The following is a 25,746-nucleotide window of genomic DNA, read 5'->3' on the forward strand; positions in this document are numbered from 1 at the left end:
GAGTGAACGTACGGAGTCCTGTCCGGCCGCCGACCCTGCGGCCGCGAGACGTCATCGGTCTCGTAAGCCCCTCCGCACCCGGCGCGCCCGTGGCACCGCAGCGGTTCCGCCGCGCGACCGATGCCCTGCGGAACATGGGGTTCACTGTCAGGGAGGGATCGCGGACCTGGGGCACCGGCGACAGTGCGGGCACGCCGCAGGAGCGTGCCGACGAGATCAACGAGTTCATCCGTGATCCCGGGGTACGGGCGATCGTCGCCACGATCGGGGGGCACACGTGCAACGCGATCCTGCCTCTGATCGACTATGCCGGGCTACGGGAAGATCCCAAGATCCTCATCGGCTACAGCGACATCACGGCGCTGCTGCTCGCCTGTGTCGCCAAGTCGGACGTCGTGACCTTCCACGGTCCGACGCTGCTGGCGGAGTTCGGTGAGTTCCCGGCGCCTCTCCCCGGTACCCGGGACGCTTTCCTCACGGCCGTGAGCCAGACCGCCGCCGTCGGCCCGCTTCAGCAGCCCCCGGAATGGACCGACGAACACCTGCTCTGGGATTCGGAGGACACTCGGGCGCGATCGCTCAAGCCCAGCCGGCCGAGGTCGTGGATCGTCGAGGGAAAGGGCGTCGGTCCGCTTCTGGGCGGCAATCTCGACACGCTGTCCGTATTGGGTGGCACCGAGTATCTTCCCGATTTCCGTGGCGCGATCCTGGTGTGGGAGACCTGCCTCACCTCCATCAACAGGATCGACCAGCTTCTGACCCATCTCGAGATGGTGGGCATCATGGACGATCTGGCGGGAATGATGGTGGGTCATGGATTCCGGGCCTCAGGAGAGTTCGAGGACGCGCTGCACGGTCATGTGGCCGAGCGGTACGCCGACCACGGCTTCCCCGTGGTCGCGGGCGTGCTGGCCGGTCACTGCGACCCCATGCCGACCTTGCCGCTGGGCTGCCGAGTCGCCCTCGACTCGGAGCGGCGATCGATCGAGGTGATCGATGCCGCTGTTCGATGACGAGGTCAGCGCATCTGCGGCGCGACTGTTGGAAGAGTCCGGCTTCACGCGATTGCTCGCGGTGCCGGCCTTCCCCGTCGGCAGCCCGCAGGGTTTTCGTTATCCGCTCCGGACCAAGGCGTCAGACGGCAGCGAATGGTATGTGCGCTCCTGGGGCACCGACTTCCAGATCGCGAACCGTGCCTGGCTCCGCCGGGGCCTCTCCGCGTCCTTCTCGCTCGGCTGGGCCGTTCTGCCGGAAGGGCAGACCGATCGGCTGCTCATGATTGAGACCTTTGAGACGGATGGTCCTTCGGCATCCGAGCACAGAGAGAGAGTGCTGGGCTGCCTTGAGCCTTATGTGCGGCGGTCGGCCGTGGCGGAGAGCAGTCGATGGGGTCGTACGACGTTGCGTATCGCGGCGTTGCTCAGGTCCGATCCGCAGACCGTACGGGAGTGCTCCTCGTGATCGGTGACGCCTACCTTCGGACTCTCGAGGACGCCCGGATCGTCCTGCCCGGATCCTACGGCCGGGGAATCCCGGTGTGGCAAGACGCCGGGCTCCAGTTGGCCCGTCGTCTGGTATCGGGTTACGAGTCGGCTCTCCGGCAATGGTGGGAACCCAGCATTGTCGAGCACCCCTTTCTCATGCCCGCCGCCGAGTACAAAGACGTTTTTGGCGACTATGCCAATGTTTACGAGGTGCAGGTTCCTGAGGCGGGCGGCTCCTGTGTGCTCGCGCCCGACAACATGCCGGCCAGCGTCGGATGGCTGCGGGAGCGGGGGAGTGACGGCCCGTTGGTGGCCGTCGGGGGTCTGTTGCGCGTACTGCCGGGCGGGGCCCAGCCGCTCTTTCGGGATCGGCACATCTGGCCGGCCGTCCAAGTGACGCATCTCGTGGGCGAGCAGAGTGCCCTCGACGAGCTGGAGCGCCATCAGCTGGCGATCACGCGGTTGCACCAGTTGCTGTGTCTCCCGGTGGTGACCGTGCGGACCGGGAACCTCGCCTCCTACGGGAGGATGACCTATCTGACGGTCAGCTGCCTGCCCGATGGGCGGCCCACGGTCACGGCGACGCTCTACGTGATGTCGGGCCGCTACCGTGACAGGCTGCTCACCGACACCGAGGTGATCGATGTCGGATTCACCGGGAAACTCCTGGCTCTCGTCGCCCTGCACCACCGGGACTCCGCCGGACTGGTCCTCCCATCTGCCCTCGCTGATGCGCAGGTCGGAGTGCTCGTCGGGAAGCAGGACCGGAGGATCCAGGAGTGGCGGACAGAGCAGGCCCACGAAGGCGTCCGTGTCCGCCTGGTGAACTCCGACCCCCGGCGCTCCGTCCGCCGGCGTGCGGAGCGGCGGCTGCTTCGTCAGGGCGTTCCGCTCATTCTCGGCGTCCGGACCGAAGGTCTACGCATCGCGCGAAGGTACCCCCTTCTCCGATCAGATCTTCCCGCTCTGCCGGAGTCACGGACGCTGCACGGTGAACTGGCCGCGCACGACGATCGTCTCAGACGGTCCTCCGCCGACCGGTTCTCGGCCGGTTTGAGGGAGGCAGGACGTCTGGTCGCACGCTGCCGCGAGTGTGCGGCAACGAACACAGAGGAGATCTTCGGCTGGGTCGTTCCAGAGGTGGAGGCGCCCTGCGGCAAGTGCGGAGTGCCCGGGAACGAAGCCCTTCTGGGCGGACGTTTCTATTGAATCCGCGACGGGGACGGGAAGGGGCTCGATATGCGATCGCTACGCGATTCCAGTGATGTGCGCGACGACCCGGACGAACTGACGGGTCGTCTTCGTGAGGCCGGCTACCTCTACCTGCCCGGCACACTCGACCTGGGCAGGGTCGAAGCCGTTTCCGCCGACCTCCGTGCCGCGTTGTGCGGGCTCGGCTGGCTGGACGATTCCGGCTCGACCCGTGTGCGTTCCCGCGACCGCAGATTCACCAGCGAGTCGATGAGCGGAGGATACGGTGCGCTACAGAGTGTCGAGTCGTTCCATGCGCTGGCACACGACCGGGTGCTCGTGGACCTGATGTCGGGGATCCTCGGTGGTCCGGCCTTCTGCCATCCGGCACGGGTGGCCAGGGTCGCGTTCCCCGCCGACGACGCGGGGGGCTTCTTCACCAGGCCGCACCAGGACTTCGCGGGCCTTCATGTCGCCACGGACGTGCTCACGATCTGGATCCCATTCACGTCCTGCTCGGGCGACCACCAGGGACTGTGCGTCCTTCCAGGGTCTCACCGGGAGGGGTTCCGGCGTCCCGATGCCACGATGGGCGGGGCCCGTCCTCTGTACGTGCGCGAGGAACCGGACGATCCGCGGTGGGCGACGGCCGACTACCGTCCCGGCGACATCCTCGTCTTCCACAGCCTCACGGTGCACGCGGCGATGACCAATCGCAGTGACCGGGTCCGGCTGTCGGCGGACTTCCGGTACCAACTGCCGACGGACCCGATGCGGCCGGAGTTCCTGCACCCGCACGGATGGCCGCGCACCCCCGACTGGCCGGAGTTGACAGGTGGATGGACATCGCAACGGTGGATCTCGGTGCCTGCCGAGGTTCCGCTGATCCCTCCACCGCGCGATCTCGCATACATGGAGATATTGGAGAAGATCGAGCCGCCACGGTCGCGAATACTCTCCGGCTCATGAAGGGACATGTGCCTGGCTGCGTCGAGCTGACCACGACCTCCACCCGCCGGCCGACATTGATCCGGACATACCGTTCCTTCTTCCGGCACTGTCATTACTCCGGATGCTTCCGTGTGCTGGTCACCATCGATCCCGCGTACCCGGTGAGCGACAGTGAGGCCGACTCGGTGCGCGATTTCCTCCGGGACATCCGGACGGTGGACGATCGCGTCTGCTCGGTGGTTGTCGAGGAGTTCCCGCGGCACATCGGTCTCCAAGGCGCACTGTCGGTTCTCTTCGCCCACACACGCGCGCCGGTGGGGATCCACCTCGAAGACGACTGGGAGTTCTACCGCGACGTTGACCTGAACGCGTTGATCGAGGACCTCGTCGACCAGGACAGCACTCAGATCTCCTTCGCCAGCGACCACGTCGCCCGGGGAGGAACCTTCAACCGCGACGGAGAGGTGGAGGAGGTATGCGGAACCAGGGTCCCGCTGCGCCGGCTCACCGCGGCGAGCTGGGCGGCGAACTATCTACCGCTGGCGCCTCACGTCCACCGCACCGACCGCTGGGTTCCGACGGTCGCGAAAGCCCTGGCGGTGTCCGATCCGATCCGCTGTCCGGATGAGCGGGTCCGGGAGCATGTCATCTCGACCGCCTCCAGGGACCGCCACAACGCGCTGTGGACCAAGGAGGTCGTCGTCCGGGACATCGGGCGGGACTGGCTGCGGGCGCGTGAGGCGCACAAGGCCATCGTGCCCGGGGACACGCCCACGTGGCGGGGTTCCCTTGAACTGCCTCGCGACGGCGCCGTCCCGCTGCTGACGCGATCAGCCGGGTATCGGGCCGATGAGGCGCGCTTGCTTGGAAGCCCGCGGGCGGATCCGGGTCGGCTCGCCGCCTCCGACGAAACGTATCCGCAGTTCCTGGAGCGGGCCCAGGGGCCCGTTGTCTGGGATGTGGACGGCCTCGCCTACGTCGATCTGTTGTGCGGTGACGGCGCCGTGATTCTCGGACACGACCACCCCGCGGTCACCCGGACGATCCGCGAGCGGACGGTGAACGGATTGTCTCTCGCGCCGGCGTCCCCGGCTCGTGTCGCCGCGGCGGGGCTCATCGCCAAGGCCGTTCCGGGCGCCGACGTCGTGCACTTCGTCCCGACGGCCACCGACGCCGTCCGGACGGCGGTCGACCTGGCCCGCCGGTTCACGGGCCGCAAAGACGTGGTAGCGGCGGGACCGGTGGCCTGGCCGGCCAATGTCCCGGACCGGGTGGTCGACCCGACCACCGTCGCGTCGCTCGACGCTGTGCACGACGAGGAAGATTTGATCGACCTGGTCGCGGCAGACGGGGCCCGGATCGCCGGGGTGCTCGTCGCTGGGCCGCTCCACCGTCGCCTCTCCGAAGGCTTTCTGCGCAGGCTCCAGCAGGCGTGCGGGAGCAGGGGCGCCCTCCTGGTCCTCGACGAGGGTCTTACGGCTTTCCGGTTTCCCGGGGGGCTCGGCGGGTCGCACGGAGTCACCGGAGATCTTGTCTGCCTCTCGCACGGTCTGGCCTCGGGGCTGTCGGTGGCGGTCGTCACCGGGCGGGCGGACATCATGGGCCACCTGCGGGACGACGACGGCGGGAGCCGGTCCGGCGATGTCCTCCTGTTCGAGGTGATGAAGGCGAGCCTGCGCGAGTACGGGCGCCCCGAACACTACGAACGACTGGCCGCGACCGGCCAGCGCATGCGTGAGGCCGTCGACCGTGTGGCAACCAGGAGCGGACTCGGGAACGTGGTCCACGGCCATGACCAGATGCCGTTCCTCCGCTTCACCGGAGACACCGTTCTCGACCAGAAGATCGTCAGCGAGATGGCCCGGCGAGGAGTGCTGACGCGTACCGGTCCCAACTTCGTGAGCAGGGCACATGATCTCGACACGGTGGACGTGGTCGCGGACGCACTGACGAGGTCTCTGGCCCTCGTACGGGGATCTTAGGCGTGGTGGGATTTGTCAGTGATCAAGATGGGAGCGCTCGTGTCGGATCTGTACCTTCGTCCCGCCATCGGTACCACGATCGAACCGGAAGCCATCACGGAGCTGTGTTCGCGCCTCCGCGCGCCGGACTGTCCGCCAGAGGGAGTTGTCCGGCTCGGTGGTTGGGACCTGGAATACCGTGACCCACGCGCGTTTGCCACGACCGTGGAACTCCTCTTCCGGGACGGTGTCTACGACGTCGACGGTCTGGTGCGGCCCGCGGTCATCGTCGATGCCGGCTCATGGCTCGGGCTCAGCGTACTGCGCTTCCGGTCTCTGTTCCCCGATGCGCGGATCCTGGCGTTCGAGCCCGATCCGGAGCTGTTCGGGGTGCTGACGAGAAACCTGGAGCGCAACGGGATACGGAACGTGGAGGTGCACAACGCCGCCCTCGCCGACCGGGAGGGCGAACTGGAGTTCCTCGCCACCGGCAACGATGCTGGAAGCCTGCGCGTCCGATCTCCCCAAGGCCGCCTCACGACGGTGCCCACACGGACGTTGAGCGGATATGTGTCATCACCGCTATCGCTGCTCAAGCTCAACGTCGAGGGCTCTGAATGGGACATCATCGACGAACTGGGCGACCGCCTCAGCCTTGTGGATCAGATTCTCATCGAATACCACGGATTCGGTGACCTGCCGCAGACGCTCCATCGCATTCTCGGCCGCCTCGACGAACACGGCTTCACCTACATCATCAGTCATTTCAACGAGCGGAATCGTGCCTGTGTGCCACCGCTGAGGCTCGCCGCCGACTTCCGGTACTTCTTGCTGATCTATGCTCGACAACTCGGTACCACCGAATGAGGTGTTCGCAGATGGGACTCTTCGCCGACCATCAACCCATGTTCGTGGAAGTCGAGACGACCACGTACTGCAACCGACGGTGCTCCTACTGTCCGAATAGCGTGTTCGATCGTGGACTACGGGCGAACGAGGTCCAGATGCCCGAAGATCTGTTCCACAAGATCGTGCAGGATCTGGGACGCAATCACTTCTGCAATCAGTTCAGTCCACACAACTACGGTGAACCACTGGCCGACGAGCGTATGCCGCGTCTCCTCGAGATGGCACGGCACGAGATGCCGAGGGCCCGGATCGCTCTCTACACCAATGGCGACTACCTCACACCCCAACTCTTCGAGCAGATCAGTCCCTCCGTCGACGCCTTTGTCATCACCCAGCACGGCGAGAAGATGCCACCCGGAGTCAAGGAGATATTCGATGAGTTCGGGGGATCTCATCCGAAGATTCGCTACAAGACCTCGCAGGCGATCAAGTTGAACGCCTCCAACCGGGCCGGCCTCATCCCCATGCAGGTCAAGCGCCGCGAGGCCTGCGGCGTGGTGATGAACGAGTTGCACATCAACGCACACGGTCAACTCATCCTGTGCTGCGAGGACTACCTCGCCCGGAAGGTCTTCGGGAACATGCGGGAGATGACGGTCGAGGAGGCGTGGTCCTCGCCGGAGCGTATGCGGGTGCACCGAGCCAACGTTCGCGGAGATTTCGCGCTGGATCAGTGCGTCACCTGCGGTTACGGCCGGATCACATGATCCCCGGGACCTCCTGCGAGCGGGTGGTGGCCCTCTCGCCGCATTTCGACGACGCGGTGCTGTCCGTCGGCGGCCTTCTCGGGACCCTGGCCGGTCGCGCCGTCGTCGTCACCATCCACGGTGGCCCTCCCCCGGATGGACCCCCGTCCGACTGGGACCGGCTATGCGGATTCGGTTCCGGTGCCGCGGCGGCATCGGCCAGAGAGGAGGAGGACCGCGTCGCATGCGGCGTCATCGGCGCGGAAGCCAGACATCTGTCCTACCCGGACGGCGCCTACGGCGCGCCCGCGTCCGTCGATGAGCTGACGGACGCGCTCGAGGCGTATGTCACCGAGGACACTCTGGTGCTCGTCCCGGCCGGTCTCTGCCGTCACGCGGATCACCACCGCACCAGGGACGCGGCCCTTGGGACACTGGCGGCGCTGGGCGTGGGCCAGGCATGGCTGTACGCCGACCAACCGTACGCGAGCCGGTCGGGCCACTGGGCCGGGCCCGGCGCGAAAACGCTGGTCGACGAGGTGTGGCGGGAACGACTGGCGCCGGTTGTCGAGGATTTCGGCCTTCCAGAGGCGCGGACCCTTCGCCTCACGGCCGAGATGTGGGCGGTGAAGCACCGCGCGGTCCTGGCGTACGCGTCCCAACTGGGGCCGCTGGCAACGTACGCCGGCCATTTTCTCGCCTTCGACGGGCCCTTGCGAACCGAACTCATCTGGCGGGTTGGAGTGCGGCCGATGCCATCGCGCCGTGCCACAGCGGGAATAACAGGCGGAACGTGAACATCTTCTTCTACTGGTCCGGTCAGGAATTCGATTTCAGCAATTATCTTGCCGTCGCGTCCGCCGCACGTCACACGTCCGGCGCGGACGTCGTCGTGGTGGTGGACGAGCGCCCGGTGGACAACGTTCATTTCCGAAGGGTCGAGCGACTCCCCGGGGTGACGGTGGAACCCCTGAGCCTCGCTTCGCTGGTGTCGCCGGAATTGCGGCTTCTCTACCACCGCATGCGCTTCGTGGCGCACCGTTCGGACCTCGTGAGGCTCGCACTGCTCGCCAAGTACGGCGGGATGTATCTCGATACGGACACGCTGACCGCCGGTGACCTCAGCCGGACGCCCGAGGTCCTGCTACTGGAGGACGGCAAGATCGTCTACCTCGGCTGCTTCGCCCTGCCCGCGGGGCACCCGGTGCTGACCGCCACGCTGGCCGCCCTGGAGGCCATGCCAGAGGCCGACCTGGATGTCTACCAGAGCATTATTCATCTCTGGACACGCATCGTGCGACAACGCTCACCCACAGTGGAGTTTGGTGATCACGATGCTTACTTTCCTGTACACTGGAAAAATTGGGAGGACGTGTTCACCGAGCGACGACCAGTGGACTCCATCCAGGTCCTGCACCACTACGGCTACTACAGTCGACAGTACACACGTACGATGGATGAAGAGTGGGTCAACAGCAACGACTGTCTGTTCAGTGATCTCGCTCGGCCCCTCTTGCGTGACCTGCGCCGCCTGGGCTGGTAGGACGAGTCGGTCAGTCTCCTGTTTCCGGTGTGTGAGCAGGAGGGATAGTCTGTCCCCAAGGATGCGCCGGGGGACCGGCGAACGGCGGACAGTTATGAGGGCGAAGTGAGCAACGGCAGTTTCATCTCGGCCACGATTCCATACGTGAATGCCCGACCTCATCTGGGGCATGCGCTGGAGTACGTTCAGGCGGACTGCTTCGCCCGCTTCCAGCGCTTGCAGGGGCGCGATGTCTTCTTCCTCACCGGCTCGGATGAAAACAGCCTGAAAAACGTCATTGCCGCTGAGGCCGAGGGAATTTCGACGCGGGAGCTCGTAGATCGGAACGTCGCTTACTTTCAGGACCTGATCGAACAGCTGAAGCTGAGCAAGGACGACTTCATCCGGACGAGTGTCGACCAGCGCCACATTGAGGGAGCGACCCGGGTCTGGGAGTTGATTGCCGCCAATGGGGACATCTACAAGAGGTCCTACGAGGGACTCTACTGCGTCGGCTGCGAGCAGTTCTACTCGCCTGCGGAGCTGGTAGACGGTAACTGCCCGGAGCACCTTGTTCCGCCGGAGCTGGTCAGCGAGGAGAACTACTTCTTCCGGCTCTCCCGTTATCAGAATCAGCTTTTGGACGCGTTCAAGAGCGGCGAGCTGCGGGTGGTACCGAAGAGCCGTTACAACGAGGTCGTGAGCTTCGTCGAGTCCGGGCTCATGGATATCAGCATTTCCCGTTCCACCGAGCGTGCGCGGGGCTGGGGCATCCCGGTGCCGGGCGATCCGAGCCAGGTGATCTACGTCTGGATCGACGCCCTCACCAACTACATCACCGCTCTGGGATGGGCTGCGGGGGACGACCTCTACAAGCGTTATTGGGAGGAGGCGGACTCCCGCACCCACGTCCTCGGCAAAGGAGTTACGCGCTTCCACTCGGTCTATTGGCCGGCGATGCTGATGTCGGCCGGTCTCCCGCTGCCCACGGAGACGGTCGTCCACGGTTACATCACGGCCAACGGCCGGAAACTCAGCAAGTCGCTGGGGAACGCGGTCGATCCCGTGGGAGTGATCGACAAGTACGGCATCGACGCGGTGCGGTACGCGTTGCTCGCTGATCTCTCGCCGTTCGAGGACGGGGATTTCAATGAGGAGCGGCTCGTCCAGCGCTACACCACGGATCTGGCCAACGGTCTCGGAAATCTGGTGAGCCGTGTGGCCTCCATGATCGGACGTTATCGGGACGGCACGATTCCGCAGGCCGCGGGCGAGCTCGAGGAGCAGGACGAGCGGCTTGCCCGACAGGTGGCGGAGAGCGTTGAGGGGGTGGTGACGGCGATGAGCCGCTACGACCACCGTGAGGCGCTGAGTCACGTGGGCGACCTGATCCGTGCCTCGAACTCCTATGTCGACAGCAATGCGCCATGGCACCTTGCCAAGGCCGCGGCCGCGGGCGACGAGACGGCGTCCGCCCGTATGGACACCGTTTTCCTGTACCTCACAGGTGCCATCCGTCAACTGGGCCTGTTGTTGCTGCCCTTCCTGCCGACGTCGGCGGAGGAGATCCTCAAGGTGGTGGGCGAGGAGAGCCATCGCCTCGCCGAGCCCTCGGCCTGGCTCGACGGCCTCCCGGGCAGGGCAATTGAGAGGCCCGAGCCGATCTTCCCTCGACTGGATGTGGTGGCCTGACCGCCGGCAGAAGCCCGAGGCGGCTACGTGTGGGCGGGCACGGACGTGACGGCGCGTGCTGGTCTTCTGCGCCGGTTCTTGTAGAACCTGCTCGTCTTCTGGCTTGGATGCGACCGGGTTCGTTGGACCGTTCGATCAGCGGGCCCCGGCCCGCCACAGGTCGAGCACCGCTCGTTCTCTGGCTGGGCTGAGACCTGACTTGCGTTCACGGTGGGAGCCGAGTGCTCGTTCCCACGCAAGCGCGGCGCGAGCGGTGTCGGCCAGTGCGCGAAGCCTGAGGCCGTTGTTGAGCGTCGGCAGCGGATCTCGAGCCATGAGTCCGGCATCGTCCGGGCGGCGCACCCACAGAGGCAGGGAATCCTGTCCGGACCATGGCACCACTCCGGCCGAGTGCAGGAACTCCTGTGGAACCCAGACCAGTTCGCTGGGGACATCCAGCGCCGCCGCCATACTCCCAAGCGCGCTTCCTATGCCTACCGGCGTCCCGACGGCGTCGAACGTGCCGGACCGCCGCCGCTCGGCGGACTCAACGAGCCATTCCGCGAGGTCCCTGACGTCGATCCATTGGATGAGATCCTCCGGTCTGCCCGGCGCGAGGACGGTGCCGCCCCTGGCGAGTCGCTCCGGCCAGTATCCGAATCTGTCCGAGGGGTCCCCCCAGCCCGCGATCAGTCCCGGCCGGACGATGAGGGCCCGAGTGCCGAACCGCAGTCTCACCGCCTGCTCCGATGCCAGCTTGGACGGGGCGTACGGACCGCCTCCATCGGGTGCGATGAGTTCCGCGTCCGTGGTGGCACCGGGTGTGGACCGATCGCGATAGACGAGGCATGTCGAGACGAACGTCCAGTGCCCCGCCCTGTCATACATCCGATCGGTGAGCAGCCGGACCCCCCGATACGGGCGGCGCGCGACATCGATCACCGCGTCGAACGTTCCCCGGAGCTGTGGGTCCGGATCGGGAACACTCCAGTCGACCCGTACATGGGTCGCTCCGGGCGGGGGGTCGCCGGACGTGCCCCGAGTCAGGCAGACGACCTCATGACCACGAGCCAGCGCAATCTCGGCCACCGCACGCGACAGGAAGGCCGTTCCTCCTATGACCAGTACACGCACGCCACTTGCCTCTCTCCGGGGTTGGTACGGCGTCGTCGATCGCAGCGTCGGCGGGCAAACTCCTGGCTTGCATGACGGCTGACGCAATATTACGATCATGCGCCTAGGCGTGGCACACCCCCTTCTCAGTTCGGAGAGTTCAAGAGCTGCGATCTTGAAAGGCCGCAGTTCAGCCCACCCGTCCTTTCGTCAGAGGGAGTGGCCCCGGTGAGCAGGCGGCAAGTCGTTCGCTGGACCGAAGCCGATGAAGATCGGTCCGCTCGTTGGTGTTCCGAGGGCGGGACGCCGCCGCCGGAGCATGTGGTCATCGCGGACGAGCGCATGACGGCCGACACTGCCTACCGCTTGGCTTGCGATGGCACCGCGCTGTTGTGGCGCGACGACTTCCAGAGTGCTCGCGCACTGCTGCGGGAGATGAAGCAACGCGCTGACCAAGCGCTGCGGCGCCGGAAGCTGAGCCAGTCGCCGAGTGAAGCGTTCTGCCAGTATCGCCAGGCGCGGTCCGAACGCGCGGACACACTCGGGATGTTGCTGGTGCCGTTCGAGCGTAACGGTGTTATTCCCCTGCGGCGGGCGCCCGATGTGCAGCAAGCCTGTAGGGAGGCGTACGGCCCGGGAGACGAACCGTTCGTGGCCTCGCTCCGAGAATTGCTGCATCTGATCTGGGCGCATGAGCAACGCCAGAAGGGCTTTGAGGTTCCGGCGCTGGGGGACCGCATCCATCCGCATTACGGTGTGTTCACGCCGGTGCTGCGAGGCGAGTACATGGACCTGGTGGCCGAGGCGCCGTTGCCCTCGCGGACGCTGGCGTTCGATGTCGGCACGGGCACCGGTGTACTCACTGCGATCCTGGCCCGCCGGGGCGTCAAGCGAATCGTGGCGACGGATCAGGAGCCGCGCGCCCTTGCCTGCGCGCAGGAGAACCTCACCCGGCTGGGGCTGGCCGACCGGGTGGAATTCATGCAGACGGACCTCTTTCCCCCGGGGCGCGCCGCGCTCGTGGTGTGCAACCCGCCGTGGGTTCCGGGGCAGCCGCACTCTCCCGTGGAGCGTGCGATGTTCGACCCGGAAAGCCGGATGCTGCGAGGCTTCCTCAGCGGTCTGGCAGCGCACTTGGAGCCGGGTGGTGAGGGCTGGCTGGTGATCTCGGACTTCGCCGAGCACGTTGGGCTGCGACCGCGCGCTGAGTTGCTCGCGGCCTTCGACGCGGCGGGATTGAAGGTCGTGGCGCGGACGGATGTCAGGCCGAGAGCTCCCCATGTCTCGGATGACAGCGATCCGTTCCCCGCGGTGAGCGCGGTGGAAGTGACATCGCTCTGGCGTCTCACCCTTCGCTGAATTTCGGGTGCCTTGTCTGCTGGCAACCACCACATTACGATCATGACGAAGCATCGTGAGGCGGAAGGCACACGCCTGTTTCTCCCCCTCAAGAAATCCTGGCTCGCCATGCCGACTGGTCGGACGCGTGGCCCCCTGCGGAGGTAAAGAAGAACCGATGCATGTGCCGACCCCGCCGCCGCAGCAGACGCCCACGTCAATGTGCCGGGTGGATTGGACGGCACTGCCTCGAAAGGTTCGTCTCGCCATCGAGGACAAGTTGGGGTCACCGGTCGTCTCCTCGGAGACCCAGCACGGCGGTTTCTCGCCTGGTATGGCTGCCATTGTGCGCTGTGCCGATGAGTCCGAGTACTTCGTCAAAGCGGTAAACGCCGACCTCAACCCGGTATCGCCGCAGATGTATCGGGAGGAGGCGTCCTTCTCGGCCGCACTGCCGAGGGGATTGCCCGTGCCGCGTCTCCACCATGTCCACGATGACGGTGACTGGATCGCCCTCGTCTTCGACGCCGTCAAGGGAAAGACCCCCGATGTTCCCTGGAGGGTGGCTGATGCCCAGCGGCTTATGGAAACGATACAGATCCTGGCTGCCACACCCCTCGCCGGGGAACTGACCGGCCTGCCTTCCGTTTCAGACCGTCTTGAGCGCAGTTTCGGCGCCTATCGCCGAGTGGCTGAATCACCGCATCACCTCTCCGCCTGGGAACGCAGGAACATCGATCGGTTGATCCCGGCGGCCGAGTCCGCCCTGGAGTTCGTGGCAGGGGACTCCCTCGTGCATCTCGATCTGCGTGCGGACAACATCGTCCTGGCCCACGACGGAGGCGCGTACATCGTCGATTGGTCTTGGGCCTCGGCCGGAGCCTCATGGCTGGACAAGGTCTGCTTCCTCGTGAATGTCGCGACCTACGGGGGAGATGCCGAGTGTTTTGTCGCCGGCGACCCGTTCCTCGCGTCTGTGCCGCCGGACCATATCACCGCCTTCCTCATCGGATTGAGCGGGATGTGGACCGAAGCCGTGGCCGAACCGGCACCGCCCGGTCTGCCCGCCCTGCGCGCCTTCCAGCGGCTCGAAAGAGATGCCACTCTCGCGTGGGTCCGCTCTCGTACGGGATGGGAGTGACGGTCTCGAACCGCGACAGCCACCACGTCCTCGCCGGTATGCGCATGATCAGGAGAGTTGGCAAATGAGCGAAATCCTTGTCTCTGTCCATGGCAACAAGCTCGACATTGAGCCCAGACTGGTGGTCATCGACACGGACACGGCCACTGCCCGTGAGTCAGAGTTCGCACTGCCTGCCGGATTCCAGCGATACATGGGGCTGGCGGTCAGCGGCCGGTGGATCTACATCCTCGCAATGACCATCGACGACCGGTCCTCGCTGGTCGCCGTCGACAGGGCCGGTGAGGAACAGGCACTCGTGTGTCCGCTACCCGATGTTCTGGACGGCCACAGCGTGCTCGCCGCCGATCGAGACCTCTACGTGGTCTCCTCGGGGACGGACGAACTGGTGCGGTTCTCTCTCTCGGACGGACGCCCGGATCCCGGGCAGCGGCGGACAGCATGGCGCGCAAGCGACGCGGGGCGCGACACACACCATGTCAACAGCGTTCTCCAGCTCGACGGGAACATCGTGGTGTCCGGCTTCGGGCCCTCACCCACGGGATCCTGGGCCGACGCTTACGACGGCTACATCGTCGACGTGACGGACAACCGGCCCTTGGTCACCGGCATCTCGCACCCTCATTCCGTCACGGCATGCAACGGCCTCCTGTACTACTGCGAGTCCGGCAGCGGAAGGTTCTGCTCCGAAAAGGGCACCATCATTAACCTCGATGGTTATGTCCGTGGCGTCTGCTGGCTCTCAGATGATCTCGTATGTATCGGCACCAGTGCCGGGCGCACTCGAGACAGGAAAGGCCATTACCAGGCTGAAGATTGTGCCGTGTGGATCGTTGACGTAACCCGCGGCGCCGTTGCCACCCGGATCCCACTGGGGCAGTTCGGCCCGGAGATATACGACATCATCCTTTTGTAGCGCGAAAGGACTGGGCATGTCATTGCGATGGGAAGCTGGTCTCGCGAAGGTTTGTGGAGGTACGCCCAGTGGCGTCACGCACGGCTGATGACGCCGAGCCCCCGACGGCGACGTTCTCCAGGGAGTACTTCGACCGCCGCTATACCCAAGACCCCGACCCCTGGGGGCTGGCCACCAAGTGGTACGAACGCCGGAAGTACGCGCTGACCATCGCGTCACTGCCCAGGGCGCGGTACCGAAACTGCTTCGAGCCCGGCTGCGCGATAGGAGAACTCACCCGGCTGCTGGCTCCACGCTGTGCGCGTCTGCTGGCTGTCGACTTTGCGGAAGGGGCCTTGGAACAGGCCCGTTCGGCTGTGCGCGAGTTCGAACACGTCGAAGTCAAGCGGTCGAAGCTGCCTGAGCAGCTGCCCAGCGACCGTTACGACCTCATCGTCGTCAGTGAGATTCTGTATTACTTCTCCAGCGAAGACCTCAATCTGATGCTGGACGGCCTGGTTGACCGACTGGACACCGGCGGCGACCTTGTGACGATCCACTGCCGGGCTTCCGACCGTCGTCACGGTTACGATGGGTTTAATGTGCATTGTTCGATCGACGCGCGCCGGGAACTGGAGAGGCTCGTACATCACGAGGACGAGGATTTCGTGCTGGATGTATTTCGCCGATGGGACGGCAGCGGTCATGGGGAATCGGCCCATCCCGCCTCGTAACCCGGGCCCGGGTTGGGCAGACCTCCACGCAGTCCTGACGTGAAGGCAGGTGATGGCTCATGACGTCGGTCCTACCGCGTATGGGGTGGGCTGATCTGCCGGGCGCGGTACGTGAAGCGGTCGAGGCGCGTACCGGCCCGGTCACGGAGGCGGAGCGCATCGAGATCGGAGAGCAGTCCGAGTTCGCGTCTGTGCTGGACACATCGGTCGGCAGGGTCTTCGCCAAAGGCACCCTCATCGATGGCCGCCTGGCCGCGCGGCTGTGTACCGAGGCCAGGATCAATCCCCATGTGGCGCGACTCTCCCCCCGGCTTCTGTGGCGGGTGGAGGCCGGGGAATGGCTCGTCCTCGGGTTCGAGTATGTGCCGGGCAGGCACGCCGACTACTCGCCCGGATCCGCGGACCTGGTCAGATTGGGGAGGGCGGTGGCGGCGCTCCAGGAGCTGCGCTGTCCGGATCATGTGTCCAGGCGGGTGGAACAGCGGTGGGCAGGGCTCACGGGGCAGGCTCATATGATGGCGGGTGAGACGCTGATCCATATGGATTTGAACCCCGGCAATGTCCTGATGACCGAGGGCCGGGCGTACTTCGTCGACTGGGCTCTGGCGTGCAAGGGCGCCGACTGGGTAGAACTCGCCCTGCTCGTTCCCCGGTTGATAGGGCATGGACACAGCCCCCGTGAGGCGGAGGAGTGGGCAGCGCAGTTCCGGCCTTGGAGCCATGTGACGGCCAAGGCTCTGGACGTTGTCGCGGACGCCGAGTCCCTCAAGTGGCAGAAGACGGCAGCCGACTGGCCGTTCCCGCACATAGTACGGACCGCGAAGGCAGCCCGGGACTGGGCACATTGGCGGCGGCTACGCGGCTAGACTCGCGGTTGACTCCCCTCGCCAGTTGCTGAGACATGCTCGAGGGCCGATCTCCCTGTATCGGTACGTCGTCACAGGAAGAGCCCTCTCGTCGTCGGCTGGGAAATCCTCGGATCGCCAGCCTGCGGCGGCGAGCAGGGGCGTCCCACCCGGAAGAGAGAGGTACCGACGGCGTGTCCATGAGCACGAAAAGCAAGTCCGTCGCAGATATACCCAGACATGTGTGGTCGACGGATGAACTGATCGCTGCAGGTGTGGCCTTGTTGCTGGCCATGGTCTGGGGTCTCGGCGTATTGGCCTGGGCGGCGGGGGGAGTCGTCGCGCTGATCACGAACGGAGCCTGGCCCGGCCAGCCCTTTTCCACATCGTTTCCCCTGATCATCGACCTGGCCGTCCACTGGGACGAGCGCGCGCTCGCGTGGTCGGCCGCGGATCGGCCACTGCTGGGACCCGACTGGTTGTTCTGGTCGGTTTACGCCACCTTGGTCATCATAGGGGGGACCATGGTGAAGATGGTGCTCAGCTGGGCCCTCCGTGTGCTGGCCCAGCAGCGTCGGGAACGGCACGTCAAGGTCCGTAAGGCACAACGGGACAACTCGGTTATCTGGGCGGAGTCCACGGACGTCGAATCGCTGTTGGTCCCTGACCGGAACACTCTGTCCGGACGCGTCTACCTGGGTGAGATGGTGGGCAATTCGGGGGCCAAGCTGGCGACTTCGCGTTATACCTCGATCGCGGTCATCGCGCCAACGGGTTCGTCGAAGACAGTGAAATACGTTGTGCCAACCATACTGACCTGGCCCGACGCCATCTTCGTCACGTCCACGAAAAATGACATCGCGGATCTGACCCTGAACTTCCGTGGCCAGACGCTTGGTCGACCGGTCTATATATTCGATCCCACAGGAGAGTGGCCGGAGGAGCAGCGTAAATACCTGTCCGCATGGTCACCGCTTATGGCGGTTCACAATTTTGCCGATGCCGACAAGGTCGCTCAATGGCTCTCCGAGGCGGCCGTTGAGGGCGGCGGCGCGGATGCGAAAGCTCGCTTCTGGATCAATCTTACGCAGATAGCTTTGGGGCCTATGCTATGGATTGCCAGGAAGACGAACAAGACAATGCAGGACGTTGCGGACTGGATCGGCTACCAGCGTTTCAGTGAGATAGAGAGGCTTTTCGACGAATACGAACGCGACGCCGTTGATCAGGCGGCGAAGGAAGATTTGGCGATGGCCCGGCGTGGGCTGTCGGCGACGCAGAAGCGTGACAAGATGACGCTCGCCGGGATCTTTGCCAATGCGGACTTCCTTCTGAAGCCATTCTTGTCCGCGCAGATGGCGCCGACGACAGACATCAGGTTTGACGAGGATGGGAAGCCCTACAGCCCTTTCGGGCTCCAGGTTCTGGATATCGAACATGTTCTGGACGAGGGTGGCACCATCTATGCCATCAGTGACGAGGAAGAACAGGAAATGCTGCGCCCCGTCTTTCAAGCGGTGGCACAGTCCTACCTTCGGGCCTGTCGGAAGCGTCAGCGGCGCCAGGGCGCCGGTCCTCTGGTGAATCCCCCGCTGCTCTTGCTCGAGGAAGCCGCCAACGTCGCCCCGCTGCCGACCCTCGACAAGATGGCCGCGACCTATCGTGGATTCGGCATCGTCATCATGTCGATCTGGCAGGATGAGGCTCAGGTGGCAACGCTTTACGATACGCGAGCCCCCACGGTTCTCGGGAACCACACGACCCGGCTGTACCTGCCCGGCTCCTCGGATGACACCACACTTGACCGCCTCTCCAGGCTCATCGGAGATCAATCCGTTTCACTGCAGAGGTTCGGATACACGCATCAGGAAGGGCACCAGAGGATAACGGCCAACGAAGGCTCCGAGGACATCCGGCTTGCCCCGATCGACTATCTGCGCACACTGCCGAGGGACGTCGCGGTCGTCCTGTCCGGCAATCTTCCACCTCTCAGGGTCACGGCGACGCCGTGGTTCAAGGACCCGGAGATGCGCGCGCGCATCGGCCCGGAGATGTGCGAGAAGTATGACCGTGCGTTCGGCGAATCGCAGCGGAAGGCTGACGCCGCGGCGCCAGTTGAGGCATCGGGTACGTCGACGCGTACTTCCGGCTGGATGCGCAAGCGGTCGCGGTCGTAACGAGCGCTTATGCCCGTTCCAAGGCCCGCTTCATCCGGACCCGGAGATCCGTACCGGCCTACGCCCACCGCGCCTCGAGGGGTGCGGCCCGGGACGAGTGACGCGCGCCAAACCCGCCGTGCGGTCGGTCTGACGCGCGTCTTGGGCGACGTGCGTCAGAACTGGGCCGTCAGCCCGGCCGCGTCCAGCAGATAGGCGGTCATCGGGTCGTAGAACCGCGGGTTGGTGACATGGTCGTCCAGCGGGACGACCACCGAGAGGGTGCCCTCGGACTCGCCGAGGAAGAGGGCCGGGTCATTGCAGTCCGCGTACCCGACGGCGTCGATGCCCCGCTGTCCGGCGCATCCGGCCCAGCCGTGGTCGGCGACCACCAGATCGGGCAGCGGACGCCCCTCGCGGGCCAGCCCGTCCAGGATCGCCGCCATCGGCGCGGGGGAGTGGGTGTGCCGCAGCCTGGCGCCGAGCTCCAGCATCGCCACGTCGCAGAACTGGAAGACGTACCCCTCGTCGGCCTGGAGCCCGCCGGGGATCTCCACGATGTCGCAGCCCGCCGCGTGCATCGCCGAGGCCGTGGCACTGTGGACGTCCAGCAGTCCGCCCGGGTGGCCGGTGGCGAACAGCACCCGCTCCTGGGTCTCGGCCGCCTTCCGCAGCACCGACGCCATCCGGTCCAGCGCGCCGACCGTCAGCTCGGGGTCGATGGTGTCCTGGCCCGAGCGGTGCTGCGGATCGTCGATCACCCCGCACCGCTCCGCCATGACCGCCAGCACGTCCTGTTCGTCGACCCAGCGGTCGCCCAGTTCCAGACCGAGCCAGTAGTGGCGGTCGCCGTCCGCGAGCTTGCGGTAGTGGGAGAGGTTGTTCTCCCGGGGAGTGGCGACATCGCCCGCGATGCGGGTACGGACAAGGTGGTCGATCAACTCGCCACGACTGGGCACGGTACTGGGTATGGGCATGTCGTCCATTGTCGCCCCAGTGTCCGTGAAAGGGGGGCGACGGGCCCGGCTACTGCTGGGCGCGCAGCTTGTCCAGCCGGGCCCGTAGGCTCCTGACCGCCTTGCTGTCCTCGCCGCCGGTCGCGACGAGCACGGCCAGGACATCCGCCCCGACGCTGAGTTTCTCCTGTGGGTCCGTGATCGATGTCCAGGTGAAGAGGGCCCTCCGCGCCGAGGCACGGGTGAGCGAGTGGCGGTGCCCTACGGCCGACGCGTGAAGGCCGGTGGTGTGCAAATACCAGCGGGCGGCGGTGGCATGATGCCCCATCAGGTGGGAGAGCCAGCCCCGCAACTCGCGCATATTGATGGTGTGAGGGTGTGCCGGACCGAACTCGGCGGTGATCTGCTGGTCCAGTTGGTCCGCTTCGACGGTGGCCCAGGCCAGGTGTGCCTGATCCCCTGTCTGAAACGCGGTGGTAATGGCCGCCACGCGCTCGCGGTACTTTGCCGGAGGCTGTTCGGGCGTGGCTTGCGCGGGTTGCCGCGCTTCCGGTCCCGGCTCAGGGTCGGACACCGGCTCGGCGGCGGTCGGTCGGGAGGCTGACAGGGGACCGGGGGGCGTGAGGCTGGTCGGGGCCGGCGGCTCCGCTTCCCCAGTCGTCGGTGAGGGCGAGGGCTGGAGCGCGGTGACGTCCCAGAAGGTGGGGCTGACAGTGCCCCATGGGGCGAACGTCTCCTCTTCGTCCATGATCACCCCACGTCGTCCGTTCGGTACTGGTCTCGGGTCCGGGCCATCGCTCCACCGGTCAGATGTGCACGCCGTGCTGGCGCAAGTAAGGGATCGGGTTGATGTCCGAGCCGTATTCCGGACCGGTGCGGATTTCGAAATGCAAGTGAGGGCCGGTGACATTGCCCGTGGCGCCCGACAGGCCGATCTTCTGACCTCCCTTGACAGCGTCGCCCTTCGAGACACTCAACGAGGACAGATGGGCGTAGTGGCTGTACATTCCGTCGCCGTGTCGGACGACGACCTGGTTTCCGTAGGCTCCTCCCCGGCCAGCCGTTACGACGGTGCCGGGGCCGGCGGCCTTGACGGTTGTGCCGGTCGGCACGGTGAAGTCGATGCCGGTGTGGTACCCGCTGGACCAGTTCGGCCCGGTCGCGTGATACACGGTACCGAGCGCACCGCTCGTCGGTCGCGTCCAGCCGGAGGAAGCGCCGGAGCCACTGGAGCCGTCGGAGACGGTCAGTTGGCGCGACATCGCCATGATGTTCTTGACGTAGTTGTACGTCTGTCCCTCTGCGAACGACGCCGGGGGCACGCCCGCGTAACGCTCAACGGCGCACCATCCCGCGTTATAGCCGGCCAGCGCCAATTCGGTCGGCGAACCATTGTACTCCGATGGCTTGTTGACGGTTTCCTTCGGGCAGTCGTTGTACTTGGCGGGGTTCTTGGCCCTCTTCAGCAGCGAGCACATGAATCTACCCTGTGCCGGAATCGCATCCTTGGGGTCCCAGACGTTGCCGCCGTTCCCCCAGGTTTTCCAGGTGCCCGGCATGAACTGGGCTATTCCCTGGGCCCCGGCATCCGATCCGGCCTTGGGGTCGAAGCCCGACTCCTGCTTCAACTGCGCGGCCAGTATGGAGGGGGACAATCCGGCCTTGCAGTCGCTGGCCGCCTTCTGGATGAGCCCCTCGTACTGACGGGGCACCCCACCCGGCCCGACTTTCAGTGCACCGCCGGCCAGGACAGGGTCCTGGGGCTCCGAACCGTCGTCGGACAGGGAGGCCAGCACGAAGACGCCCATTATCAAGCCGAACGGCAAAGTGATCAAGGCTGCAAGTGCAAGCTGCAGCAGCTTTTTGATATCCAATCAGGCCCCCCGTTGGCCCAGTGCCTGCCACCCATTCCCGCGCCTTGCGCCCTGGAACGAGGGGCAGCATCAAGAAGAGATCATCCCGCAGTCGGGCAGCAGCTCGGCGCTGTGCACCGCACCCATCACACCACGGATGATGCTCCCTCAAGTTGTGGAGCATCGCGCACAGTTGAAAGAGCGTTCTACCACAGACACCACTCTAGTAACACGTGGACATGGCGCGATACCGTCTGCTAGACACACACTTCGCGGCCGTGCTCCGTCACGGCCGTCGCCGTCGCCATGCACTCATTGCGGGGCATTCGCTACGGTAAATGCGATTCCAAGCGGGGGCATGGTGAAGACGCATCCTGTGATGTCACTCACACATCAGAACCGACTCGTCGTACCCGTGTTGAGCACGGTCGGCGGCAGCGGGCGGTCCACCACGGCCGGCCTGTTGGCCTGCGCCCTGTCGGCGGTGGGCTCATCCGTTGTACTGGACACAGGACCACGCCTGTCCTCACCCTGGCCCGCGTGGAGTGCCGAGCCCGGCACCGGCCTGCTCTCGCTCCCTCCGGACCGGCCGCTCACCCGCGGCCAGGTGCATGCGGCAGCGTCCCGCTTCCCGGCTCCCAACGGCGGCGCGTGGCAGGTGCTCACCGATCACCAGGAGTGGAATCACCCGCCCCTTCCCCTCCCCGAAGATCCGGCCGCCTGGTACCAGTTGGCCGCGATCGGAGGGTGGCAGGCGGTCATCGCGGACACCGTCCATCCGGTCGCCCACGATGTGCTCACCGCGCGCTGCGCCGGCTCCACCGGCCTGACTGCTCGTTGGTGCCAACTGCCCTTCTCCGTACCGGTTCTGTGCGCGGCCAACACGGGTTCCGGCGTCCAGGCCCTTCAGACGGCCGTCAAGGCTGCCTCGGCGGAAGGGCTTCCGCTTCACCGCGTGATCGTCGCCCTGACCGCCACCGGGGAGGGCCGGGCCCCCGCCTCGGTCAGGGCCGCCGCCGCGATGCTCGAACCGCGAGTCCGGGCGGTCGTCCAGGTGCCGCATGACCCGCGCATCCGTGCCCATGGGATGCGCGACGCATCCCGTCTGAAACCTCGCTCGCTGGAGGCGGGACGACAACTCGCCCACGCGGTGGTGGATTCGGCCTGGGCCGCCTGGGGCGACCCACTCCCCGCGGCTGCTGTGCCGCGCGCTCGGACGGCGGCCTCACCCAACGTCGACCACACCGCCCGCAACACTTCGAAAAAGGTTCCTGCATGAGTCAGTTGCTGCACTCCCTGCATGTCATAGCCAACGACCCGCACCTTCAGTTCCTCGCCGACGGGGGCGACAAGAAGCCCATCGTTCCGAAGTACGACCCGAAGCTGCCTGGCGAGATCCGGACGCCCACCAGCACGATTCTCGCCTGGACCGCGGGCGGTGGCCTCTCACTGGCGGTTCTGGGCGGACTCGTCGGCTGGGGCTTGGTGGCTATCGGGCACAACACGGAGCGGGCGAGTCTCGCTGCCCGTGGCAAGTCCTCGATCCTCTGGAGTCTGATCGCCGGAGTGGGTATCGGCGTCACCTCCGGTCTGGTCATGGGCTTCTACAACATGTCGAACTGAGGCGGACATGGAAGACCAAGACCGCGTGGCCCGCAGGGCCCGCGTCCGCCTGATCGGCATCGGGGTGCTGGTGCTCGCCCTCCTCGCCGGCGGCGCTGTCCTGCTGGGCAACGCCATATCCGACGGGGAGGCATCCGCCGCGCCGCCCGGTGACCGAAGGTCCAGCACACCCAAGCCGAATCCGTCGGGCTCTTCACGGGGCAAGATGACTCCTGCGAAGGCCAAGCCCCTACGCCTCCTGAAACCGAAGAGTCAGAAAAACGGCTTCTCCATCGGTTTCCCCCGCACTGGGCCCGGTGCCACCTCAGCGGCCGTCCACTACCTGGAGGAGTCTCCCTTCCTTGACGACGTCAGGACCCGGCAGCAGTTGGAGGCCATCACCTCCAAGGATTCTCCGACCTCCATCGACAAGCAGGTCTCCGAGGTCCGCAAGCTGCGCGAACGCGTGGAACTGCCGCCCTCCGGTGGAGTGCCGGGGGGGTTGACCTTCACCACCACCGTCAACGCGATCAGGGCTACGCCGCTGTACAGCCGACGTGTCATCCAGGTCTGGCTGAACTACGACCGCTACGCGACCAAACCCGATGGAACCCCGGCCACCAAGCCGCTGAAGGACGAGACAGTTGACATGCTCCTCAAGTGGGAGGACGGCGACTGGAAGATCACCGATGAGCCGCGCTACCGCAGGATGCGGACGTTCCCGGCGTCCTACGACCCCGACAGCTCCATTTCCTGGCAGAGCGGTTGGTGGCAGGTGGCACATGTGGCGTGAGCGTTCCCGGCGGGCTCGGATCCTGCTGCTGGCCTTGGTGTTCTGTCTCGGACTTGGAGCGGCCGGCGCGCCGACGGCCTCCGCGGACGATCCCAAGGGCTATGTCAACTACGGCCCTCCGAAGGACCCGCCCAAGGAGTGGACCGAGGGCGGTAACGGCCCCGTAGGCATCGGCCTCGATGACAAAGACCACTGGTGCAACGTCCAACTGGGGGCCGACCCCGAACGGTGCGACACGGAAAAGGCCATCGGCGAAATACCCGGCACCATTGAGCCGTGCAGCGACGTCATGATGGACTGCTCCAAGAAGGACCTGAAGAAACACGAGCTCAAGAAGCTCAAGGAGTGGCGGAAGAAGGCCGATCACAACCACAAGAACTACAAGAAGCTCAATGAGCTCCTCACTGAGTGTGTGAACAAAGGCCGGATGCTCCAGGACTGCATGAACGAGCACGGTTCGAACTATCCCATGATCAACGTGAAGACGCCGTGGGAGTGGGTCGGCGACGCGATCGCGAGTCTGGCGACCGACATGCTCACCAAGGCGGCGGAATACATCGGCAAGTCGGTCGTATGGGTGCTCAAACAGTTCGCCGACGCGTTCAACAGTTGGTCCACCATCAAGCTGGGGCAGACCGGTATCGGTTCCACGATGAGCATCATGACGGGTCTGTCGGTGCTGGTCGCGGCCTTTCTCCTGTTGTTGCAGTTCGGCAAGTTGGCCATCAGCCAGCAGGGCGGTCCTCTTGTCACCGCGCTCACCGGACTGGCCAAATGGGCGGTGATTCTCGCTGTCTACGTGGTCGCCATCCAGACCGCGCTCGACTGGTCCGACCAGCTGAGCACCACGATTATCAATGAGACCTTCAAGGGCGGCGGCTCCGGCGAGAAGGACGCCCAAAGGGCGATGCAGGAACAGCTCGGCGAGCTGTTCGCCGGCCTCGGCGCGGCCAGCGGGACGGCGGCAGCTGGTGGCGCGCTGATCACCGGCAGTGGCATGGTGGCGGCCTCGGTCGGCTTCATCATCGTCATCGGCGTCCTCTGCATTCTGGCCATCGGCGGACTGTGGATCGAGATGATGATGCGTCAGGCCGGGATCATGATCCTGGTCGCTGTGATGCCCATCGTCCTGGCGGGGCAGATGGCGGACTCGACCCGGGAGTGGTGGCCCAAGGCCCGTAACGCAGTGATCGCGTTGATCCTGATGAAGCCGGTGATCGTGACCTGCTTCGCCATTGGCTTCAACGCCATGAGCGAGGGTGACGGTGCCCGCAATGTCCTGGTCGGGCTGCTGATCTTCATCATGTCGTGTTTCGCTTGGCCGGTGATCGCCCGGTTCATGACCTTCACCAGCAACGGCGATGGCAACAGCAGCGGCTCCGCACTCATCGGCGCCGCCGGATCGAATATGTCGACGATGTTCGCCGGCTACCGGCCCCAGTCCGGACCCGGAGGTGCGGGCATGATCGGCGGAGGCGCCGGCTTCACCAAGGGACTGGAGGAGGACAACGCCACCACCGCCTCCGGCGGCTCCAACTCCAGTGGTGGCGGCCTCTGGTCCAAGTTCATGAAGGGAAGCGGTTCCGGCGGCTTCGCTCACAAGGCTGGCGGTGTCGTGGGGCTGGGCCTGCAAGTCGCGGCCGTCGGCAAGGACATCCTGGAGGACGCGGGGAGCAACACCGCGGCACACGCGGGGCTGGGTCCGCCCTCCAATCCCGGCCATCATGTGGTCATCGGCCGCCGCGGCGGGGGCCCCGGCGACGCGGGGGGTGGCGGAGGAGGAGAAGAGCCTCCACCGTCGTCCGCATCGGGGCCGTCCGCATCGGGAGATTACTCCGTGTCCCTGGAGCGGGATGCCCCAACGGACAGCTCGGCTCCGCCACTCCCACCAGGAGGGAACCAGACGATCGCGGCTCCACCAGACTCCTACGAGTGGAGGGAGTAG

At 65.6% G+C, this 25,746-nt stretch carries 24 protein-coding genes; 20 read left to right on the forward strand and 4 right to left on the reverse strand.

Translation table 11 applies throughout. From position 1 onward, the window contains the following. The first annotated feature begins 2 nt into the window (after positions 1 to 2). The 10 genes from HUT19_RS26795 (at position 3) to HUT19_RS26840 (ending at position 10,396) form a co-directional block, all read left to right on the forward strand. Positions 3 to 1,013 carry an LD-carboxypeptidase gene (locus tag HUT19_RS26795; RefSeq protein WP_176182909.1) on the forward strand — a complete coding sequence of 337 codons (1,011 nt, stop codon included), beginning with the start codon at positions 3 to 5 and terminating at the stop codon, positions 1,011 to 1,013. Then, the gene (locus tag HUT19_RS26800) at positions 997 to 1,461 is read left to right on the forward strand and encodes a hypothetical protein (protein WP_176182910.1); all 465 of its coding nucleotides are present in this window, start codon (positions 997 to 999) and stop codon (positions 1,459 to 1,461) included. The genes HUT19_RS26795 and HUT19_RS26800 overlap by 17 nt, the downstream gene beginning before the upstream one ends. Continuing rightward, the gene (locus HUT19_RS26805; protein WP_176182911.1) at positions 1,449 to 2,693 is read left to right on the forward strand and encodes a hypothetical protein; all 1,245 of its coding nucleotides are present in this window, start codon (positions 1,449 to 1,451) and stop codon (positions 2,691 to 2,693) included. The genes HUT19_RS26800 and HUT19_RS26805 overlap by 13 nt, the downstream gene beginning before the upstream one ends. Positions 2,694 to 2,723: 30 nt before the next feature. Further along, entirely contained in the window at positions 2,724 to 3,644 is a 921-nt protein-coding gene (locus tag HUT19_RS26810) for a phytanoyl-CoA dioxygenase family protein (RefSeq protein WP_176182912.1), read from the forward strand. Beyond that, positions 3,641 to 5,608, forward strand: coding sequence for an aminotransferase class III-fold pyridoxal phosphate-dependent enzyme (locus HUT19_RS26815; protein ID WP_176182913.1), 1,968 nt, complete (start codon positions 3,641 to 3,643; stop codon positions 5,606 to 5,608). The genes HUT19_RS26810 and HUT19_RS26815 overlap by 4 nt, the downstream gene beginning before the upstream one ends. Before the next feature lie 27 nt (positions 5,609 to 5,635). Next, positions 5,636 to 6,454 carry an FkbM family methyltransferase gene (locus tag HUT19_RS26820; protein ID WP_254886229.1) on the forward strand — a complete coding sequence of 273 codons (819 nt, stop codon included), beginning with the start codon at positions 5,636 to 5,638 and terminating at the stop codon, positions 6,452 to 6,454. Positions 6,455 to 6,465: 11 nt separating this feature from the next. After that, positions 6,466 to 7,203: a radical SAM/SPASM domain-containing protein gene (locus HUT19_RS26825; protein WP_176182915.1), complete on the forward strand. Its 738-nt coding sequence runs from the start codon at positions 6,466 to 6,468 to the stop codon at positions 7,201 to 7,203. Beyond that, positions 7,200 to 7,979: a PIG-L deacetylase family protein gene (locus HUT19_RS26830; protein WP_176182916.1), complete on the forward strand. Its 780-nt coding sequence runs from the start codon at positions 7,200 to 7,202 to the stop codon at positions 7,977 to 7,979. The genes HUT19_RS26825 and HUT19_RS26830 overlap by 4 nt, the downstream gene beginning before the upstream one ends. Next, entirely contained in the window at positions 7,976 to 8,725 is a 750-nt protein-coding gene (locus tag HUT19_RS26835) for a glycosyltransferase (protein WP_176182917.1), read from the forward strand. Before HUT19_RS26830 ends, HUT19_RS26835 begins: the two co-directional genes overlap by 4 nt. A gap of 105 nt (positions 8,726 to 8,830) precedes the next feature. Beyond that, the gene (locus HUT19_RS26840; protein WP_176182918.1) at positions 8,831 to 10,396 is read left to right on the forward strand and encodes a class I tRNA ligase family protein; all 1,566 of its coding nucleotides are present in this window, start codon (positions 8,831 to 8,833) and stop codon (positions 10,394 to 10,396) included. A 135-nt stretch (positions 10,397 to 10,531) separates the two neighbouring features. On the opposite strand, the gene HUT19_RS26845 is transcribed toward HUT19_RS26840, so the two are convergent. Beyond that, positions 10,532 to 11,608 carry an NAD-dependent epimerase/dehydratase family protein gene (locus tag HUT19_RS26845; protein ID WP_176182919.1) on the reverse strand — a complete coding sequence of 359 codons (1,077 nt, stop codon included), beginning with the start codon at positions 11,606 to 11,608 and terminating at the stop codon, positions 10,532 to 10,534. 108 nt (positions 11,609 to 11,716) lie between these two features. Between HUT19_RS26845 and HUT19_RS26850 the strand changes: the two genes are divergently transcribed. From HUT19_RS26850 to HUT19_RS26875, 6 genes are all read left to right on the forward strand, one after another. Further along, positions 11,717 to 12,847 (forward strand): class I SAM-dependent methyltransferase, encoded by a 1,131-nt coding sequence (locus tag HUT19_RS26850; RefSeq protein WP_176182920.1) that lies wholly within the window; start codon positions 11,717 to 11,719, stop codon positions 12,845 to 12,847. Between the two features lie 157 nt (positions 12,848 to 13,004). Next, a complete protein-coding gene (locus HUT19_RS26855; protein WP_176182921.1) occupies positions 13,005 to 13,967 on the forward strand; it encodes a phosphotransferase family protein in 963 nt (320 codons plus the stop codon). A 64-nt stretch (positions 13,968 to 14,031) separates the two neighbouring features. Continuing rightward, the gene (locus HUT19_RS26860; protein ID WP_176182922.1) at positions 14,032 to 14,883 is read left to right on the forward strand and encodes a DUF4915 domain-containing protein; all 852 of its coding nucleotides are present in this window, start codon (positions 14,032 to 14,034) and stop codon (positions 14,881 to 14,883) included. A 68-nt stretch (positions 14,884 to 14,951) separates the two neighbouring features. Next, positions 14,952 to 15,596, forward strand: a complete 645-nt coding sequence (locus HUT19_RS26865; RefSeq protein WP_176182923.1) for a class I SAM-dependent methyltransferase — start codon at positions 14,952 to 14,954, stop codon at positions 15,594 to 15,596. A gap of 59 nt (positions 15,597 to 15,655) precedes the next feature. Next, positions 15,656 to 16,462 carry a phosphotransferase gene (locus HUT19_RS26870; RefSeq protein ID WP_176182924.1) on the forward strand — a complete coding sequence of 269 codons (807 nt, stop codon included), beginning with the start codon at positions 15,656 to 15,658 and terminating at the stop codon, positions 16,460 to 16,462. 179 nt (positions 16,463 to 16,641) lie between these two features. Then, positions 16,642 to 18,618, forward strand: coding sequence for a type IV secretory system conjugative DNA transfer family protein (locus HUT19_RS26875; protein WP_254886230.1), 1,977 nt, complete (start codon positions 16,642 to 16,644; stop codon positions 18,616 to 18,618). A 155-nt stretch (positions 18,619 to 18,773) separates the two neighbouring features. Here HUT19_RS26875 and HUT19_RS26880 read toward each other — a convergent pair whose 3' ends face one another. The 3 genes from HUT19_RS26880 to HUT19_RS26890 all read right to left on the reverse strand — a co-directional run bounded on the left by HUT19_RS26880 (position 18,774) and on the right by HUT19_RS26890 (position 21,427). Then, on the reverse strand, positions 18,774 to 19,574 hold the full coding sequence (locus tag HUT19_RS26880; protein WP_176182926.1) for a phosphatase: 801 nt from the start codon (positions 19,572 to 19,574) through the stop codon (positions 18,774 to 18,776). Positions 19,575 to 19,623: 49 nt separating this feature from the next. Next, complete coding sequence (locus HUT19_RS26885) at positions 19,624 to 20,043, reverse strand: hypothetical protein (protein ID WP_176182927.1); 420 nt, start codon at positions 20,041 to 20,043, stop codon at positions 19,624 to 19,626. A 316-nt stretch (positions 20,044 to 20,359) separates the two neighbouring features. After that, complete coding sequence (locus tag HUT19_RS26890; RefSeq protein ID WP_254885807.1) at positions 20,360 to 21,427, reverse strand: peptidoglycan DD-metalloendopeptidase family protein; 1,068 nt, start codon at positions 21,425 to 21,427, stop codon at positions 20,360 to 20,362. Between the two features lie 358 nt (positions 21,428 to 21,785). Here HUT19_RS26890 and HUT19_RS43255 point away from each other — a divergent pair, with 358 nt between their 5' ends. The 4 genes from HUT19_RS43255 to HUT19_RS26910 are packed head-to-tail and all read left to right on the forward strand — an operon-like array spanning position 21,786 to position 25,746. Next, on the forward strand, positions 21,786 to 22,685 hold the full coding sequence (locus tag HUT19_RS43255) for a hypothetical protein (RefSeq protein WP_254885808.1): 900 nt from the start codon (positions 21,786 to 21,788) through the stop codon (positions 22,683 to 22,685). Next, positions 22,682 to 23,029: a hypothetical protein gene (locus HUT19_RS26900; RefSeq protein ID WP_176182928.1), complete on the forward strand. Its 348-nt coding sequence runs from the start codon at positions 22,682 to 22,684 to the stop codon at positions 23,027 to 23,029. The genes HUT19_RS43255 and HUT19_RS26900 overlap by 4 nt, the downstream gene beginning before the upstream one ends. A 7-nt stretch (positions 23,030 to 23,036) precedes the next feature. Further along, entirely contained in the window at positions 23,037 to 23,801 is a 765-nt protein-coding gene (locus tag HUT19_RS43260; protein ID WP_254885809.1) for a hypothetical protein, read from the forward strand. Beyond that, positions 23,791 to 25,746: a hypothetical protein gene (locus HUT19_RS26910; protein WP_176182929.1), complete on the forward strand. Its 1,956-nt coding sequence runs from the start codon at positions 23,791 to 23,793 to the stop codon at positions 25,744 to 25,746. Before HUT19_RS43260 ends, HUT19_RS26910 begins: the two co-directional genes overlap by 11 nt.

The organism is Streptomyces sp. NA02950 (assembly GCF_013364155.1).
In the GTDB taxonomy this organism is placed as follows: Bacteria; Actinomycetota; Actinomycetes; order Streptomycetales; family Streptomycetaceae; genus Streptomyces.